This window comes from Streptomyces sp. SAI-135, from assembly GCF_029893805.1.
In the GTDB taxonomy this organism is placed as follows: domain Bacteria; phylum Actinomycetota; class Actinomycetes; order Streptomycetales; family Streptomycetaceae; genus Streptomyces.
Window position 1 is genome coordinate 1,797,292 of record NZ_JARXYP010000002.1, and the last position, 16,291, is coordinate 1,813,582.

The following is a 16,291-nucleotide window of genomic DNA, read 5'->3' on the forward strand; positions in this document are numbered from 1 at the left end:
CTGAGTGTATAGGACAACGACCCCTATCCTAAGCGGTCGCTCACCCTTCGCGGCGAGGGCCCGGGTCGCACCCACCGGAAGCCCCGCCTAGGGCGCGGCCAGCTCATAGGCGTACGACGGGCTGAAGGTGCCCGGGGTGCCCTTGCAGCCGTCCGACTCCCCGGGCAGCTTCACCCAGAGGTAGGCGTCGATCTCCGGCTCGCCGGTGTCCAGGGTCGGGGGCCGGCCGATCTTCCGGCCGGCCGGGTCGCACCACTCGCCGTCGGGCGGGGCGCCGTTGCCGTTGCGGCTGGTGTCGATGACGGCGCCCAGGCCCGGCGGGCCGTCCAGAGCGGCGAGGACCTGACGGTCGTAGGCGATCTCGGCCGACGTGGTGTGGAAGTTGGAGACGTTGCTGAAGATCCCGTCGGAGGAGGCGGCCGAGGCGGCGCCCGCCTGTCTCAGCAGAGCCGCCTGCTCGGCCGCCGGACGCCAGCCCGAGTGTCCGGCGTCGTAGTAGACGCGGGCCCTGGGGTTCGCGGCCTTCAGGACGCGGCCCGCACGGGCCAGCGAGGCGAAGCGGTCGGCGCGCGCCGCGGCCGAGAGGCACTCGGACTGGGCGATCGAGTCGGGTTCGAGGACGACGACGACCTCGCCGGAGCCGAGCCCCGCCGCGAACCGGTCGATCCAGGCGTCGTACGCGCCGAGGTCCGGTGCCCCGCCCTGCGAGGCGCCGCCGCAGTCGCGGTCCGGGATCGCGTACGCCACGACCACCGGGACCCGTCCCCGCGCGGCACCGCCGGACGTGACCGCGCGCACCCGGGAGGTGATGGTCGCCGGCGTGTGGTCGGCGAACCAGACCGCGGCCGGCCGGTCGGCGATGCGGGCCGCTATGACCTCGGCGCGCCAGTCGCGCGGGTGGTCCTGCACCCAGTCGAGCACCTGGGAGGAGGGGTGGCGGTAGAGGCGGGCGGGGGCCTTCGGGGAAACGGTGCCCGCCTTCCTGGTGGACGGGGACGCGCTCGCTTCCACGGAAACGGAAGCGGAAGGGGAAGGGGCAGCGGAGGCGGTGGGAGAGGCGGGCCCGGACGCGGACGGCACGGCGGAGGGAGAACTCGGGGCCGGGGAGGAACTGACCAGCCCCGGCTGTGCCTCGTCCGAGCCGTCGCGGTCGCCGAGCGCGGAGAGCAGCCCCGTCGCCGTGCCGAGGGCGACGACCACGGAGGCCACCGCGACCATCGCACCGCGGCCCACGGCACGCCTGCGTGCGGCTCGACGCGCGGCCAGCCGCTGGGCACGTAAGCCTGACACCCTGTCGCTCCCCCCTCGGCAGACGGGCCCGTTCCCCCGTTCTGGGGAAGCGTCCGGCCCGCCGGTACCCCGGCCAGACTAGGACTGGGACCCTGCCGTCATGGCGCAATTGGAACAGTTCACCACTCCCCTCGACGCGGTCGTCTCCCGTATGCGCGCCCTGGCGGACGAGTTGCCGGAGCGGGACGGCGTAGCGGTCTTCAACCGCGTCTACCTCGCCGTCACCGAGGCGGTCGACCGGTGCGTGGCCGCGGGCCGGTTCGCGGACGCGCGGGCCGCGATCACGCTGGACGTGCGGTTCGCCGAGCGCTACCTCGCGGCGGTGGACGCCGCCGCCCGCGAGCACCGCCCGCCGGCCTGCTGGCGCCCGCTGTTCCAGTTCCGCCGCCATCCCGGCGTACGCCCCCTGCAGTTCGCGCTCGCGGGCATCAACGCGCACATCGGCCACGACCTGGCGCTCGCCGTGGTGGACACCTGTCGTAGCCTCGGCTGCGAACCGGCGGACGTGGAGGACGAGTTCGACCGCGTGGGCGATCTCCTCGTCTCGCTGGAGGAACGCATCCGCGAGGATCTGATGCCGGGTCCCGACGTCCTCCAGATCGCCGACCCGCTCACCCATCTGCTGGGCTCCTGGAGCCTGGAGCGCGCCCGCGACGCCACCTGGACCGCGGCCCGGGCCCTGTGGGCGCTGCGCGGACTGCCGGACGTGGCCGGGGAGTTCACCGAGCGGCTGGACACGGCGGTGGGGTTCGCGGGACGCATGCTGCTGACCCCGCTCCCCGATTGAGTTGTCCGCAGAACCGACGCAAAGGAGCAGACGCATGGCCATCAGGTTGGGACTGAGCCTCCCCCAGGCACAGCAGTACGACATCGGACGTGACGTGCCCGACGTGGCCCGCGCAGCCGAACGGATCGGTTACGAGAGCCTGTGGGTCTACGAGCGGGCCCTGTTCCCCGAGCCCGCGACCCAGGGCCTGTACGGCATCGAGGGCCTGGCGTGGCCCGACATGTACCGCGGGGTTCCCGATCCCCTGGTGACGCTGACCCTGGCGGCCGCGTCGACCGAGCGGGCCCGGCTCGGCACGAGCGTCCTGGTGGCGCCGCTGCACAACCCCTTCCAGCTGGCCAAGTCCCTCGCGACGCTCGACGCGGCGAGCGGCGGGCGGGTGGTGGCGGGCCTCGGCACGGGCTGGTCGCTCGACGAGTACGCCGCGAGCGGTGTGGCGCCGTTCGCGGAGCGGGGCCGGGTGCTGGACGAGATCATCGGCGTCTGCCGGGCGGTGTGGGGCCCGGACCCGGTGACGTACGACGGCGGCATCACGAAGATCGCCTCGGCCGTGGTGGCACCCAAGCCCGCCCGTCCGATCCCGATCCTGCTGCCCGCCAACAGCAGGAAGGCGATGACCCGGCTCGTCGACCGCGCCGACGGCTGGATGCCCATCGCCATGGGCGTGGACCGACTGGCCGAGCAGTGGCGGCAGGTGCAGGACATGGCGGCCGAGCGGGGCCGCACGGACCCGATCGGCACGATGGTGCGGATCAACGCCCGGCACTCCCCCAAGGCCTACGACGGCACGGACCGCTCCCCCTTCCAGGGCAGCACCGCGCAGATCGTCGAGGACCTCACGGCCCACGTCGACGCGACCGGCCTCGACGGGTTCTTCCTCGAACTCCAGGGCAGCGCACGGGACGCCGAGGAGCTCAAGGACGTGGCCGCCGAGATCTACGAAGCGGTCCGCGCGGCCGGGGTCTAGTCCTCGGGCAGTTGGACCGGCGCGATCTCCTCGAACAGGTCCCCCGGGCCCGGGTTGGTCGCGTCGGTCTCGCCGCCGAAGTGGTGCATGACGCCCCAGACCGCGTTCAGCGCGGTCTGGATCGCGCCCTCGGCCCAGCCCGCCGTCCAGGAGATGTCGTCGCCGGCGAGGAAGATGCCCCGCTTGTCCTCGGGCAGCGCGTCCTGCATGAAGTGCGTGAACAGCCGCCGCTGGTAGCGGTAGTGGCCGGGCAGGTTGGCCTTGAACGCACCCATGAAGTAGGGCTCGTTCTCCCACGACACCGTCACCGGGCTGCCGATGATGTGCTTCCTGATGTCGACCTTCGGATAGATCTCGCCGAGCGACTTCAGCATGACCTCCATCCGCTCGTTCGCGGACAGCGGCAGCCACTTCAGGCTGTCGTCGCACCAGGTGTAGGAGAGGCAGATGACGGCGGGCTTGTCCGGGCCGTCGTCGAGCAGGTAGGTCCCGCGCGTCATGCGGTCGGTGAGGGTCATCGACATGACGTCCCGGCCGGTGTCCTCGTCCTTGTCGAGCCAGAAGGGCCGGTCGACCGGCACGAACAGCTTCGACGACTCCATGTAGTGGGTGCGCTCGATCGCCGTCCAGTGGTCGATCGGGAAGAGCGAGTCGTCGCAGGCGATCTTGGAGAGCAGCATCCAGGACTGGGCGGTGAAGATCGCCGCCCGGTAGGTGCGGATGTCACCCCGCGCGTCCGTGACGGTGATCCGGTTGCCCGCCGTGCGGTGCAGCCGGGTCACGGCCGGGCGGGGCTCGCCGCCCTCGTGCAGGCTCGCCAGCGAGGTCCCGTACGCCCAGTGCACGATCTTCTCCGGCGTGCGCTCCCACAGCCTGAGCGGCAGCTGCTGCGAGCCGCCGACGATCCCGCGGTGGTGGTCGTCCGCCTCGGTGTAGACGACCCGCAGGATCTCCAGGATGGAGTTGGGGAAGTCGGTGTCCCAGCCGCCGGTGCCGAAGCCGACCTGGCCGAAGATCTCCCGGTGCCGGAAGGACTTGAAGGCCTCGGAGTCGCAGAGGAAGCCGTAGAAGGTCTGGTTGTCGAGCTTCTCGACCAGCCGCGCCCAGATCTCGCGGATGCGCGGCACGTCCCGCTCACGCATCGCGCGGTTCATGTCGGAGAAGTCGGCGCCCTCTTCGAGGCACTTGTTCCAGGCGGCGGCGACATCGCGGTAGACCTGCGGGAGGTCGTCGACGGTCTCGGCGTAGTGGGACTCGCCCTTGAGGTCGACGACCGTCGAAGGGGTGGCCTCCGCGAGGGGGTTGGGGAAGGGGCGCGTCTCCAGACCGACGAGGTCGATGTAGTGCTGGAGGGCGGTGGAGGAGGGCGGGAAGCGCATCGCACCCATCTCCGCGGTCAGCGTGGGGTCGCAGCCCTCGAACCCCACGGTCCTGAGCCGTCCGCCGATCCGGTCGGCCTCGTACACGACCGGCTTGAGGCCCATCTTCATCAGCTCGTACGCGGCCACGATCCCGGAGAGACCGCCGCCGATCACGGCGACCTCGCTGCCGTGCTCGGTCGCCGGTATCTGGCCGAGGCCCGCCGGGTGGGCGAGGAAGTCGTCGTAGGCGTAGGGGAAGTCCGGTCCGAACATGGTGATCGGCGGCTGCTGCTCGTCTGCGTGCTCGACGGCGTTGGGCACGGTGGACGTCATGGGGTACGGACTCCTTGGCACAAAGGGGGGTTCAGACGAGGGACGCGTAGAGGCCGGGCCGGCGGTCGGCGAGGTACGGGTTCGCCGCGCGGGAGGCGGTGAGGAGGGCGGGGTCCGCGTCGGCGAACACCAGCTCCTCAGCGCGCCCGGCACGGGCCCGGGCCACCCCGTCGGGGCCGGCCAGCGTGGAGAGCCCGACGAACTCGAACTCCCCTTCCCGGCCGACCCGGTTGACGTAGGCGACGTACATCTGGTTCTCCCAGGCCCGCACCGGCACCAGGGACTCGGCGACGAACTGGAACGGGTGCATCTGGGCCGTCGGCACGATCAGGAGGTCGGTGCCGGCGAGGGCGTGGGCGCGGACGTTCTCCGGGAACTCGACGTCGTAGCAGATCATGAGGCCGACCGTGAGGCCGCCCAACTCGGCCTGGACCACCGGCTGTTCGCCCGGCTCGAAGTGGTCGCGCTCGAAGCAGCCGAACAGGTGGGTCTTGCGGTAGTTGGCGAGCCGGGTGCCGTCGGCGGAGATCAGCTGGGCGGAGTTGAAGACCGTGCCGGCCCGGCGCTCGGGATACCCGTACGCGATCGCGATCCCGTGCCGCCCGGCGATCTCCGCGACCGCGTCCGCCGACTCGCCGTCGGCCGCTTCTGCCAGGCGGGCGATGTCGTCGCCGATCGCGTACCCGGTCAGGAACATCTCGGGTGCGGCCAGCAGTGCGGCGCCCGTGGCGGCGGCCCGGCCCGCGGCCTCGTCGAGGACCTTGAGGTTCCCCTCGACGGAGCCGGGGCGGCCGGAGCTCTGGAGCAGGGCGGTGCGCATGCGTGATCCTCACCGGGCGGAAGGTGGATGTGGGGGCCACAGGGAAGGGCCACGTAGACGGTACGGGCGTCTCACCAGGGCGGACAAGGAGGAGCCGTTGCGCGCTCGTGAGCGGTTCATTGCGTGCGAGGGCGCTCCTGCGGCGATTCGTTGCGCGGACGGTCCTTCGGCGACGCGTCGCGGGGGCGGATCTCCGGTGACGCGTCGCAAGGACGGCCCTCCGGTGATGTGTCGCGTCGGCGCCGGCCGCCCCGGGACAGCACCAGTGCCGTCACCAGGTACGGCCCGGAGAGGATCACGAACACCGTGCTGTGCGGCAGGGACGCGCCGAGCAGGCTGTACAGCCCGAACACGGCGACCGTGACCAGTTCGGTGCCCAGACTCGCCACCGAGGTCAGGGTGGCCCGGCGGGCGTCGTCGATGCGGTGCTGGAGGCGGACGTCGGCGAGCACCTCGGCCAGCTGGAAGCCGGCGAAGGCGAGGCCCACCAGGGCGATGCCGGCCGGGGTGCGGACCCCGGCGCCGACGGCCATCGCTAGGGCCGCGCCCGCGATCAGTGCGGCCAGGCCCCGGGTGCCGAGGCGCTCGGCGGGCCCCGTGAGCAGGCTGCCGACGGTCACGGTCGCCCAGACCAGCAGGACCAGGTAGGGCACGGTCGCGTCGGCCACGCCGAGGTCGCGGATCAGCAGCGAGACGTACTCGTCGAGGGCGCCCCACACCGCGGCGGCGGCGGGCACGAGCAGCAGGGCACCCTGGACCCCGCGGTCCCCGCGGGCCTCGGCGACCCCGGCCCGCAGGGTCGCCGGCCAGCTGGTGCTCCCCTTCTCCGCCGGCACCCGGTGCTCCGGGAGCCGGGTCGCCGTCACCGCGGCCAGCAGACAGGCCAGGACGCTCGCGGCGCCCACGGCCCCGTAGCCGCCGAGCGCGAGGACCGGTCCGGCCAGGCCCATCGCGGCGACCGTGGCCAGCAGCCGGACCGCCCGGGTCCGCCCCATCACGCGCGCGTACCGCTCGGCCGCGCCGAGCCGCTCCAGTTCGTCGTAGACGAGGGCCTCCAGCGAGCCGGAGCCGAGCGCGCCGCCGGCTCCCCACAGGACGAAGCCCAGCGCGAAGGCGCTGTACGACGGCACGGTCACCCACAGCGCGAAGCCGGCCGCGGTGAGCAGTGGGCCGAGCCACAGCAGGCGGCGCCGCGAGACGGTGTCGGCCCAGGCGCCGGAGGGCACCTCCAGCACCACGGCGGTGAGGGACCACAGGGCGAACAGCGAGGAGATCTGCCACAGCGGCAGGCCGGTGTCGGCGAACAGCAGCGCGTACACCGGGTAGAGCAGGACGAGGTCGTCGAGGAACGCGTAGCCGTACAGCGTGGACGTCAGTCGGCGGACGCCGGTGGTGGGCACACGTGCGGGTGAGAGTGACATGAGGCCTTCCCGGAAGGGCGGTTCGGACGTCGTGGGCACGGCGTCCGAGGCGGCCCTCGGGAGGCACGGCTGGTGGATCAATGTCGCCAGGTCATGGCACCGATGTTAGACAGTCCCGGGCCCGGTGCCCAGCGAGAATGTGGTGATCACCGCGGCGTGGTCGGACGGCCAGTCGTTGTCCTCGACATCCGGCCAGGTCCGGTGCGTGCCGGTGACGCAGGTCCGCGAGTCGAGAACCCGCAGGCCGCAGTGGAGCACGAAGTCGATCCGGTCCTGGGGCTCCGGGTGGCCGTGCACCGGCGACCAGGTGTGCCCGGGGTCCCGCACGGGGTCCGGGTGGGCCTCCCGGTAGGAGTCGGCGAAGCCCGCCTCCTCGGCCGCCTTCGTCACCGGCCACTCGGTGTCCGGCCGGTCCAGGTGCGAGGGGCAGTTGAAGTCCCCGACGAGGACGACGGGTGCCGCGTCCCCGATCCGGTGCAGGGTGTCCCGCAGCTGTGCGAGCCGCACCTCCTCGTGGGCGAGCGGCTCCGTCGCGTAGGGCCCGTAGTGCGCCGAGTCCAGATGTGCCGTCCAGACATCGACCTCCCGGTCCCCCACGGCGATCCGCGCGCCGGCGGCCCCGTAGAACCCGGCGTCCGGGTCGCCCAGCGCGGCGGTGATCGGGAAGCGGCTGATGACGCCCAGGTTCGGTCCGCAGCTGTGGTGGTGCCAGCCGAGCGCCTCGGCGAGCTCCCCGGCGGCGGTGCCGTACGTCTCCTGGAGCCCGACCACGTCCACGTCGGTCTCGGCGATGACCTTGAGCTGCTTGGCCCGGTGGTCGTGGACCTTGGTGCCGCCGTACCAGAGGTTCCAGGTCATCACCCGGAGCCGGTACGGCAGCAGGGCGCGCAGCCGGGTCGTGGTGACGCCCTCCAGGCCGGTGAGGACCGTGCGCCCCGGGGCCGCCCCGATGGGGGCCAGGGAGGGCACGGCGAGGACCGCGCAGCCGGCCGCCTCGGCGGAGCGGACGCCGGTCTCCGTGTCCTCCACGGCCACACAGCCCGAGGGCGGCACGCCGAGGGCGCGGCAGGCGGCGAGGTAGGGGTCGGGGGCCGGCTTGGTGTGCTCGGTGTCGTCGGCGGTGACGGAGACAGCGAACCGGCTGGCGCCGAGGACGTCGAGGACGGTGTCGGCGACCGAGCGGGGGGACGCGGTGACCAGGGCGGTGGGGATCCGTTCCCTCGCCAGCGCGTCGAGCAGGTCGAGCGCTCCGGGGCGGGGCACGACCCCGGTGCGGACACGGTCCGCGAACTCGTGGTGCAGGGTCTCGGCGAGTGCGGCGGCCGGGGCGCCCGTGGCCGCGGACAGCCAGGCGGCCGTGTGCTCGACCGGGCGGCCCAGCACGTCCGGCCGGTCCGCGTCGGTCAAGGGCCGTCCGGCGACCTCCTCCACCGCCTCCCACCAGAGCCGCTCGGTGTCGACGAGCGTGCCGTCCATGTCGAACAGGACGGCCTGGAGCGGGAGTCGAGTCACGGTGATCTCTTTCGTGTGGGGGGAATCAGCGGTCGTACGACGGTCAGCGGATGCGTTCCGCCACCAGCACCGGCCGCTCGGGCAGCGACACGCTCACGGCGGCGCCGGCGGTGAGCTCGGCGGCCTCGTGCGCGGGCAGGTCGGCCTTGGCCTCGGTGCCGTCGGCGAGCCGGACGGTGACGCGGACGGCCGCGCCCAGGAAGGACGTGGCGACCACGCGGGACTTCCCGTCGGAGGCGGCCCGTACCCGCACGGCCTCGGGCCGCACCAGCACGTCGACCTCGCCGGCGGACGGCACCGGGCCGTCGACCGGCAGCCGCTGTCCGAGCACGTCGACGGTGTCCTGGACGAGCCGGCCGGGGATCCTGCTCATCGTGCCCACGAACTCGGCGACGAAGGCGGTGGCGGGGCGGGCGTACAACTCGCCGGGCGGCGCGCACTGTTCGAGCTTGCCGGCGTGCATCACGGCGACCCGGTCCGCCATGGACAGGGCCTCCTCCTGGTCGTGGGTGACGAACAGGGTGGTGATGCCCAGTTCCTGCTGGAGCCGCCGGATCTCCTCGCGCAGGCTGAGCCGCACCTTGGCGTCCAGCGCCGACAGCGGCTCGTCGAGGAGCAGGACACGCGGGCGCAGGGCGAGCGCGCGGGCCAGCGCGACCCGCTGCTGCTGGCCGCCGGAGAGCTGGTGCGGGAACCGGCCGCCCTTGTCGGCGAGTCCGACGAGGTCCAGCAACTCGGCTGCCCGGGACCGCCGTTCGGCCGTGCGGACCTTGCGCATGCGCAGTCCGAAGGCCACGTTGTCGAGTGCGTCGAGGTGCGGGAAGAGGCTGTACGACTGGAAGACCATCCCGGCGTCCCGGCGGTGGGCCGGCACCCTGGTCACGTCCTCGCCGTCCACCAGCACCTCGCCGGAGTCGGGGTGCTCGAAACCGGCGAGCATCCTGAGGGCGGTGGTCTTGCCGCAGCCGGACGGGCCGAGCAGGGCGAGCAGTTCACCCGGCCGGGCGGCCAGGTCCAGTCCGTCGAGGGCCACGGTCGGCCCGAACTCCCGCCTCAGGCCCCGGAATTCGACGGTTGCAGCTGATTCAGACATGAGTCATCCCCGGGAGGTAGGACGGGTACGGCCGCCGAAGCCGGCCAGGGCGAGGAGCAGCACCCACGTCACGAGCAGACTGAGCACGGACACGGCGACGGACAACTGGGCCTGCGAACCGCTGACGTTGACGATCCACACCGCGAAGGGCTGGAAGCCCAGCAGCTGGGCCACGGTGAACTCGCCGAGCACCAGGGCCAGGGTGAGGAAGGAGGCGTTGAGCAGGGCGCCGCGCAGGTTGGGCAGGACGGCCCGGACCAGAGCCTGCGGCCAGCCGGCACCGCAGCTGCGGGCGGCCTCGACGAGGGTGCGGACGTCGACGGCCCGGAGGCCGGCGTCCAGGGCCCGGTACACGAAGGGCAGCGCCATCACGACGTAGGCCAGCACCAGGACGAACGGGAAGTCGGGGTTCTGGATCGCCACGAAGGTCTGGAACAGCGGGGTCCGGGAGAGGTGGTCGGGGCCCCATTTGAGGACCGTGCCGATGCCGGCGACGAACGCGATCGGCGGGACGACGAGCGGCAGCGAGCACACCACTTCGACGACCGGCCTGAGCCGCGGTGCCCCGAGCCGCAACGCGACCATGGCGGGCACCATCAGCAGCAGCACGACGGCGATGGTGGCGAGGGCCAGTTCCAGCGAGAGCAGCAGGCTGGCGACGAAGCCGTCGGTGGAGAAGATCTGCGTGTAGGCGTCGAAGGTGACACCCTGGCCGGGCACGTCGACGGTGAAGACGACGGACGCGGCCAGCGGCACCAGGAAGTACAGTCCGGCGAGGCCGAGGACGCCCCACCGCCACAGGTTCAGGCGAGCCATCGGGCGCTCCTTCGCTGAAGGGGCAGGTACACGGCCATGACCAGACCGGCGACCAGGACCATGTCGAGGCTGAGGGCGAGCGCCACGTTCTCCTGGCCGACGAGCACGTTGCCGGAGATCGCGTCGGCGATCTGGAGGGTGACCAGCGGGATCGAACTGCCCACCATCGCGGCGGCGGTGGCATAGGCGGCGAAGGCGCTGCCGAAGAGCAGCACGAATCCGCCGAGGAGTGTGGGCAGCAGGACGGGCAGGGCGACGAACCGCCAGTACTGCGCGCCCGTGGCCCCGTTGTTCTGCGCGGCCTCGCGCCACTGGACGCGCAGCCCCTCCAGGGCGGGGGTGACGGTGAGGACCATGAGCGGGATGAGGAAGTACAGGTAGACGATGACCAGGCCCCAGAAGCTGTAGAGGTCCCAGCCCTGGTCGGTGAGGCCGAAGCGCCGGGTCAGCACACCGGCGTTGCCGAGCGTGGCGACGAAGGCGAAGGCCAGCGGGACACCGCCGAAGTTGGCGAGGACCCCGGACGCGGTGAGCACGGCCTCACGCAGGGCGCGGAATCGGGAGGTCACCACGGCCTGGGCGAGGGGCAGTCCGACCAGGGTGCCGAGGGCGGCGGACACGGCCGACAGCTTCACGCTGCCGAGCAGTGCGGTGAGGTAGGCGCCCTTGAGGGAGGTCGTCAGATTGCCGAGGGTGTACGAAGTCGCCCCGGTGGCGGGGTCCTTGGCGGTGAACGCGCCGTCGAGCATGGCGGCCGCGGGCAGCCCGAAGGCGACCGCGACGAACGCGAGCAGCGGGACCACCGCGACCCAGCCGAGGGACCGGCGCCGCCGCCTCACCTGAGCGGCGGGCGCCGTGTCCACCCGTACGGCGGTGGCCGTCATCCGGAGACGGCCTTCGCCCAGCCCTCACCGAGGACCGTCTTGGCCTTGTCCTGCTGGGCCTCGGTCGGGAACTCCGGGGTTCCGGTGACCTCGGGCAGCTTGGCCGCGGCGGCCTTGTCGAGGGTGCCGGCCTTCTCCATGGCGGTCATCAGGGCCGGGCGGGCGTATCCCTTGAGCCAGAGGTTCTGGCCCTCGGCGCTGTAGAGGTACTCCTGCCACAGGCGGGCGGCCGCCGGGTGCGGGGCGGCCTTGTTGACGGCCTGGGAGTAGTACTGCGAGAACTGGCCGTCGCTCGGGACCGTAACCTTCCAGTCGACGCCCTTGGACTTGAACTCGTCGGCGTACCCGGCGTTGAGGTAGTCCCAGTCGATGCTGATCGGCGTCTCGCCCTTCTCGACGGTGGCCGGGGTCGACTCGACGGGCGTGTAGTTGCCGTTCTTCTTCAGCTTGGCGAAGAAGTCCAGGCCGGGCTGGATGTCGTCGAAGGAGCCGCCGCTCGCGAGCGCGGCCGCGTAGACCCCGCCGAAGGCCGAGCCGGACTTGGTGGGATTGCCGTTGAGGGCGACCTGGCCCTTGTACTGGGGCTTGAGCAGGTCGGCGAAGGTGGTGGGGCAGGTCTTGACCCGCTTGGCGTCGCAGCCGATGGAGATGTAGCCGCCGTAGTCGTTGTACCAGCGGGCCTGCGGGTCCTTCTGGCCGGTGGGGATGTCGTCGTACGACTGGACCTTGTACGGCGCGAGCAGGCCCTGCTGGGCGGCGCTCAGCGCGAAGGAGCTGCCGAGGTCGAGGACGTCCGGGGCGCGGTCCTGGCCCTTCCTGGACGTCACGGCGTTGATCTCGTCCTGGCTGGAGCCGTCGGGGTTCTCGACGGAGATCTTGATGCCGTACTTCTTCTGGAAGCCGTCGATCAGGGCTCCGTAGTTGGCCCAGTCGCGGGGCAGTGCGATGGCGTTGAGCGTGCCCTCCTTCTTCGCCGCGGCGACCAGCTTGTCCATGCCGCCGAAGTCCGCGGCGAAGGTGGCGGTGGCGGCACTCTTGCCGTCGGCGGTGGTCGACGCGGTGTCGGGGGCGGCACCACAGGCGCTCAGGGCGAGGGCGGCGAGGGTGGCGAGAACACCGAGGGCGGCGGTTCTCGGCAGGGACACGGTCACGGCTTCTCCAGGGGACGCGCGAGGGTGCGGAGCCATACGGGAGTCAAAAGGGAGAGAACTTGTCTGAACAAGTTGGCCTCAGTAAGGCTGCCGCTGGTGTCCTGTCCGTAAACTCTGGCGAAACGTCGGCCGCTGAATTCCCGCACAATCAGGGCTTCTCCCGTCGACACAGGAGGTCGACTACGCTGGTCACGCTGTGCACAGCATTCGACTCAGAGGGGAAGCATGGGGGCGCGACACGAGCAGATCGCCGACGCACTGCGCCGGGCGATCGACCGCGAGGAGTACACCGTCGGCAGTCTGCTGCCCGCCGAGACGGAGCTCGCGGCGCACTACGGCGTCTCCCGCGGGACGGTCCGCCAGGCGGTGGCGGCGCTCACCTCCGAGGGGCTCATCGGCTCCCGGCAGGGCGCCCGGCGGGTGGTGCTGGCCAGCCGCCGCAGCCAGAGCTTCGCGGAGCTGAGGAGTTTCGCGCAGTGGGCGCGGGCGATGGGCCGGGAGGCGACCGGCCGAGTGGTGGCACAGGAGTACCGGCCCGCCTCCCAGGAGGACTCGGTACGCCTCCAACTGACCGCAGGAACACCGGTGTTGCACGTCCTGCGGGTGCGCGGTCTGGACGGCGAACCGGTGTTGCTGGAGCGGACGGTGTACGCCGACTGGATCTCCCCGACCGTCGAGGCCGTCGAGCCCGACTGCCCCTCGGTCACACAACGCCTGTACGACGACACGGGGTTGGTGTTCGCCTACGGGGAGCACGTCATCGACGCGGTGGCGGCCGGTGCGCGCGACGCGGAGCTGCTGGGCGTGCGCCGGACCAGTCCGCTCCTGCGGGTCCGGCGGGTGACCACGACCCGTGAGGGGCGGCCGGTGGAGTGGTCGGACGACCGCTACCGTTCTGACGCGGTGAGCTTCAGCGTGCACAACTCGATCGGCAACAACGCGCTGGCGCGCAAGACCGCGGAGTAGGCCCGCCCGGCCGGGCCGCAGGGCTGTCCCGCGCCGGGGACGACGGCACAGGCGTTCCCCCGCACGCGTACAGTCGCACCACCGCCCATGACGGAGGTCTCCGTGAACATCGCCGCACTCCCCCGGATCGACGAGCACGTGACGCTGGCCGCGGCCCGGGCCGACGATGTCTGGCAGGCGCTCGGCGAGACCCTGGAGCAGTCCTTCGGCCGCCCGCGCTCCGCCCGCTACGCCCGTCTGGTGGGCGTGGCCGACCGTACGGCGTCCGGGCCGCGGCCCCTCGCCGAGGGTTCGGTCCTTCCCGGGTTCCGGGTGGCCGACGCGGTCCCGGGACGCCAGCTGGTCCTCGTCGGCCGCCACCACTTCTCGACGTACGCCCTGGTCTTCCGGATCGAGCAGGCCGACGGCGGCCGCGCGCGGCTGCGGGCCGAGAGCCGGGCCCGGTTCCCCGGACCCGGCGGTGCCCTCTACCGGCTGCTGGTCATCTCCTCCGGCGCGCACGCCCTGCTCACCGGGCGGCTGGTGGCCTCGGTCCGATGCCGCGCCGAGCGGCTCAGGTGGGCGAACCCGACGAGAAGCGCCTGAGCAGCGGGGACAGGACCAGCACCGACTTGGTGCGTTCCACGAACGGCTCCCCGGCGATCCGCTCCAGTACCCGCTCGAAGTGCCGCATGTCGGAGGCGAAGACCTGGACGACCGCGTCCGCCTCGCCGGTGACGGTGGAGGCGGCCACGACCTCCTGGTAGCGCTCCAGACCCCGCTGGATGGTCTCCGGGGAGGTGTTGCGCCGGCAGTAGATCTCGACGAACCCCTCGGTCTCCCAGCCGAGGGCCGCCGGGTCCACGCGTACGGTGAATCCGGTGATGGCCCCGGTGGCACGCAGCCGGTCCACGCGCCGTTTCACGGCGGGCGCGGACAGGCCGACGATCTGCCCGATGTCCGCGTAGGAGCGGCGGGCGTCCTCGGCGAGGGCGTGCACGATGCGTTCGTCGAGATCGTTCAGCACGGTGGGTGGATCAGCTTTCGGGTGTTGCGAGTCGGGAACGGCGATGGCCGTACACGAAGTAGAACACGAGCCCGACGGCCATCCAGACCCCGAAGACCACCCAGGTGACGGTGGACAGGCTGCCCATCATCCACACGCAGAAGGCGAAACCCAGCGCCGGGAAGACCGGCGAGAGCGGGACCCGGAAGGTGCGGGGCATGTCCGGGCGGGTCCGGCGCAGCACCACGACGGCGATGTTGACCAGCGCGAAGGCGAAGAGCGTGCCGATGCTGGTGGCGTCGGCGAGCTGACCGAGCGGGATGGCCGCCGCCAGGACACCGCAGAAGAGGGAGACGATCACCGTGTTGGCCCGGGGCGTGCCGGTCCTCGGGTGGACGCGGCCGAACACCTTCGGCACCAGTCCGTCCCGGGCCATCGCGAAGAGGATGCGGGTCTGGCCGTAGAGCACGGTCAGGACGACGCTCGCGATGGCGATGACCGCGCAGAACGCCAGCAGGGTGCCCCAGAAGCTCTGCCCGGTCACCTCGCGCATGATCTGGGCCAGCGCGGCCTCCGAGTCGTTGAAGTGCTGCCAGGGCCTGGCGCCGACCGCCACGGCCGCGACCAGGACGTACAACGCGGTCACGATGACCAGCGAGAGCATGATGGCGCGCGGCAGGTCGCGCTGGGCGTTCTTCGCCTCCTCACCGGCCGTGGAGGCGGCGTCGAAGCCGATGTAGGAGAAGAACAGCGTGGCACCGGCCGCACTCACGCCCGCCATGCCGAGCGGCATGAAGTGCTCGTAGTTCCCGGAGCGGAAGCCCTGGACGCCGATCGCGCAGAACAGCACCAGCGCGGCGATCTTCACGACCACCATGACGGTGTTGGCGCGGGCCGACTCGCGGGCACCGCCCAGCAGGAAGGCCATGGCGAGCAGGACGACGATCAGCGCAGGGAGGTTGAAGACGCCGCCGTCGCCGGGCGGGGCGGACAGCGCGTCCGGGATGGTGACGCCGATGGTGCCGTCGAGCAGTTCGTTCAGGTACTCGCCCCAGCCGACGGCCACGGCGGCGACCGAGACGCCGTACTCCAGGACCAGGCACCAGCCGCAGATCCAGGCGATCAGTTCGCCCATGGTTGCGTACGCGTACGAGTACGAGGACCCGGAGACCGGGATGGTGCCGGCCAGCTCGGCGTAGGACAGGGCCGAGAAGAGAGCGGTGAGGCCGGCGATCACGAAGGAGAGGGTCACGGCGGGACCCGCCTTCGGCACCGCCTCACCGAGCACCACGAAGATGCCGGTGCCGAGGGTGGCGCCGATGCTGATCATCGTCAGCTGCCACAGCCCGAGGGAGCGCCTCAGGGCCCCTCCCTCGCCCTGGCCGCCCTCCGCCACCAGCCGTTCCACCGGCTTGCGCCGCAGGAGGCGCGCGCCGACCCCCGCCGCCTGTGGTGTGCGCTGTCGTGGGGGTGCGCCTTGGTCGAGCACGCGCTGACTCCTTCGTCGCTGCAGGTGAGTACAGCGAAGCACCCTACGAGCCCGGACGTCACAGTCGTAATGCAGCAACCTTGCACGCACTCGCAAGATCGTTGCGTTCCGCGCGGCTGGGCGGGGGTTCGTTGCGCGCACCCGCCTCCGGTGCCCTTTCACCCGCCTCAGCGGTCCTCCGGCTCCCCCGCGACGGCTCGCGCCTCAGCCGCGTCGGCCTCGTCGAACCCCGTCCGACCGGGCTTGCCGTGGGCCGCGGCCAGGCCGTCGATCCCGGGCGTGTGCGCCTCCCCCGCGGCCTGCGCGCTGGTGCCGAGCGCGGCCCCGATCTGCGACCAGGAGGCCCCGGCGGCCGGGAGCGCCCGTGGCCCCGTACCCGCCCGCACCGGGTCGGCAACGGTCGGGAAAACGTGTAC

The 16,291-nt window shown here is 72.1% G+C and carries 16 protein-coding genes; 4 read left to right on the top strand and 12 right to left on the bottom strand.

The genetic code is table 11. From position 1 onward, the window contains the following. Positions 1-87: 87 nt before the first annotated feature. The gene (locus M2163_RS12540) at positions 88-1,218 is read right to left on the bottom strand and encodes a glycoside hydrolase family 6 protein (RefSeq protein WP_280897250.1); all 1,131 of its coding nucleotides are present in this window, start codon (positions 1,216-1,218) and stop codon (positions 88-90) included. A gap of 172 nt (positions 1,219-1,390) precedes the next feature. Between M2163_RS12540 and M2163_RS12545 the strand changes: the two genes are divergently transcribed. Together M2163_RS12545 and M2163_RS12550 are read left to right on the top strand one after the other, a co-directional pair. Beyond that, positions 1,391-2,077, top strand: coding sequence for a DUF5995 family protein (locus tag M2163_RS12545; protein ID WP_280852698.1), 687 nt, complete (start codon positions 1,391-1,393; stop codon positions 2,075-2,077). A 34-nt stretch (positions 2,078-2,111) separates the two neighbouring features. Next, entirely contained in the window at positions 2,112-3,044 is a 933-nt protein-coding gene (locus M2163_RS12550; RefSeq protein WP_280852697.1) for an LLM class F420-dependent oxidoreductase, read from the top strand. Here the strand turns inward: M2163_RS12550 and M2163_RS12555 are convergent. From M2163_RS12555 to M2163_RS12590, 8 genes are all read right to left on the bottom strand, one after another. Then, on the bottom strand, positions 3,041-4,738 hold the full coding sequence (locus tag M2163_RS12555) for an NAD(P)/FAD-dependent oxidoreductase (RefSeq protein ID WP_280852696.1): 1,698 nt from the start codon (positions 4,736-4,738) through the stop codon (positions 3,041-3,043). The two genes, M2163_RS12550 and M2163_RS12555, sit on opposite strands and share 4 nt — an antisense overlap. A 31-nt stretch (positions 4,739-4,769) precedes the next feature. Then, positions 4,770-5,558 carry a carbon-nitrogen hydrolase family protein gene (locus tag M2163_RS12560; RefSeq protein ID WP_280852695.1) on the bottom strand — a complete coding sequence of 263 codons (789 nt, stop codon included), beginning with the start codon at positions 5,556-5,558 and terminating at the stop codon, positions 4,770-4,772. Positions 5,559-5,674: 116 nt separating this feature from the next. Continuing rightward, positions 5,675-6,979: an MFS transporter gene (locus M2163_RS12565; protein WP_280893994.1), complete on the bottom strand. Its 1,305-nt coding sequence runs from the start codon at positions 6,977-6,979 to the stop codon at positions 5,675-5,677. A gap of 105 nt (positions 6,980-7,084) precedes the next feature. After that, the gene (locus M2163_RS12570; RefSeq protein WP_280893995.1) at positions 7,085-8,491 is read right to left on the bottom strand and encodes an HAD-IA family hydrolase; all 1,407 of its coding nucleotides are present in this window, start codon (positions 8,489-8,491) and stop codon (positions 7,085-7,087) included. Positions 8,492-8,534: 43 nt separating this feature from the next. Continuing rightward, a complete protein-coding gene (locus tag M2163_RS12575; RefSeq protein WP_280893996.1) occupies positions 8,535-9,584 on the bottom strand; it encodes an ABC transporter ATP-binding protein in 1,050 nt (349 codons plus the stop codon). A gap of 3 nt (positions 9,585-9,587) precedes the next feature. After that, complete coding sequence (locus tag M2163_RS12580) at positions 9,588-10,400, bottom strand: ABC transporter permease subunit (RefSeq protein ID WP_280893997.1); 813 nt, start codon at positions 10,398-10,400, stop codon at positions 9,588-9,590. Further along, positions 10,388-11,284, bottom strand: coding sequence for an ABC transporter permease subunit (locus tag M2163_RS12585; protein WP_280893998.1), 897 nt, complete (start codon positions 11,282-11,284; stop codon positions 10,388-10,390). The genes M2163_RS12580 and M2163_RS12585 overlap by 13 nt, the downstream gene beginning before the upstream one ends. Next, positions 11,281-12,435 (bottom strand): extracellular solute-binding protein, encoded by a 1,155-nt coding sequence (locus tag M2163_RS12590; protein WP_280893999.1) that lies wholly within the window; start codon positions 12,433-12,435, stop codon positions 11,281-11,283. The genes M2163_RS12585 and M2163_RS12590 overlap by 4 nt, the downstream gene beginning before the upstream one ends. 225 nt (positions 12,436-12,660) lie before the next feature. Here M2163_RS12590 and M2163_RS12595 point away from each other — a divergent pair, with 225 nt between their 5' ends. Continuing rightward, positions 12,661-13,401 carry a GntR family transcriptional regulator gene (locus tag M2163_RS12595; protein WP_280894000.1) on the top strand — a complete coding sequence of 247 codons (741 nt, stop codon included), beginning with the start codon at positions 12,661-12,663 and terminating at the stop codon, positions 13,399-13,401. 87 nt (positions 13,402-13,488) lie between these two features. Further along, the gene (locus tag M2163_RS12600) at positions 13,489-13,986 is read left to right on the top strand and encodes a hypothetical protein (protein WP_280894001.1); all 498 of its coding nucleotides are present in this window, start codon (positions 13,489-13,491) and stop codon (positions 13,984-13,986) included. Here M2163_RS12600 and M2163_RS12605 read toward each other — a convergent pair. The 3 genes from M2163_RS12605 to M2163_RS12615 form a co-directional block, all read right to left on the bottom strand. Continuing rightward, positions 13,955-14,407 (bottom strand): Lrp/AsnC family transcriptional regulator, encoded by a 453-nt coding sequence (locus M2163_RS12605; RefSeq protein ID WP_007380661.1) that lies wholly within the window; start codon positions 14,405-14,407, stop codon positions 13,955-13,957. The genes M2163_RS12600 and M2163_RS12605 overlap by 32 nt on opposite strands. Before the next feature lie 10 nt (positions 14,408-14,417). After that, on the bottom strand, positions 14,418-15,875 hold the full coding sequence (locus M2163_RS12610) for an amino acid permease (RefSeq protein ID WP_280894002.1): 1,458 nt from the start codon (positions 15,873-15,875) through the stop codon (positions 14,418-14,420). A 167-nt stretch (positions 15,876-16,042) separates the two neighbouring features. Further along, positions 16,043-16,261: a hypothetical protein gene (locus M2163_RS12615; protein WP_280894003.1), complete on the bottom strand. Its 219-nt coding sequence runs from the start codon at positions 16,259-16,261 to the stop codon at positions 16,043-16,045. Between the last annotated feature and the right edge of the window lie 30 nt (positions 16,262-16,291).

What these genes read in the sequence shown, in the direction of transcription:
- M2163_RS12540 (WP_280897250.1), bottom strand. Translation starts at nt 1,218, where the DNA reads ATGGTCGCGGTGGCCTCCGTGGTCGTCGCCCTCGGCACGGCGACGGGG.
- M2163_RS12545 (WP_280852698.1), top strand. Translation starts at nt 1,391, where the DNA reads ATGGCGCAATTGGAACAGTTCACCACTCCCCTCGACGCGGTCGTCTCC.
- M2163_RS12550 (WP_280852697.1), top strand. Translation starts at nt 2,112, where the DNA reads ATGGCCATCAGGTTGGGACTGAGCCTCCCCCAGGCACAGCAGTACGAC.
- M2163_RS12555 (WP_280852696.1), bottom strand. Translation starts at nt 4,738, where the DNA reads ATGACGTCCACCGTGCCCAACGCCGTCGAGCACGCAGACGAGCAGCAG.
- M2163_RS12560 (WP_280852695.1), bottom strand. Translation starts at nt 5,558, where the DNA reads ATGCGCACCGCCCTGCTCCAGAGCTCCGGCCGCCCCGGCTCCGTCGAG.
- M2163_RS12565 (WP_280893994.1), bottom strand. Translation starts at nt 6,979, where the DNA reads ATGTCACTCTCACCCGCACGTGTGCCCACCACCGGCGTCCGCCGACTG.
- M2163_RS12575 (WP_280893996.1), bottom strand. Translation starts at nt 9,584, where the DNA reads ATGTCTGAATCAGCTGCAACCGTCGAATTCCGGGGCCTGAGGCGGGAG.
- M2163_RS12580 (WP_280893997.1), bottom strand. Translation starts at nt 10,400, where the DNA reads ATGGCTCGCCTGAACCTGTGGCGGTGGGGCGTCCTCGGCCTCGCCGGA.
- M2163_RS12585 (WP_280893998.1), bottom strand. Translation starts at nt 11,284, where the DNA reads ATGACGGCCACCGCCGTACGGGTGGACACGGCGCCCGCCGCTCAGGTG.
- M2163_RS12595 (WP_280894000.1), top strand. Translation starts at nt 12,661, where the DNA reads ATGGGGGCGCGACACGAGCAGATCGCCGACGCACTGCGCCGGGCGATC.
- M2163_RS12600 (WP_280894001.1), top strand. Translation starts at nt 13,489, where the DNA reads ATGACGGAGGTCTCCGTGAACATCGCCGCACTCCCCCGGATCGACGAG.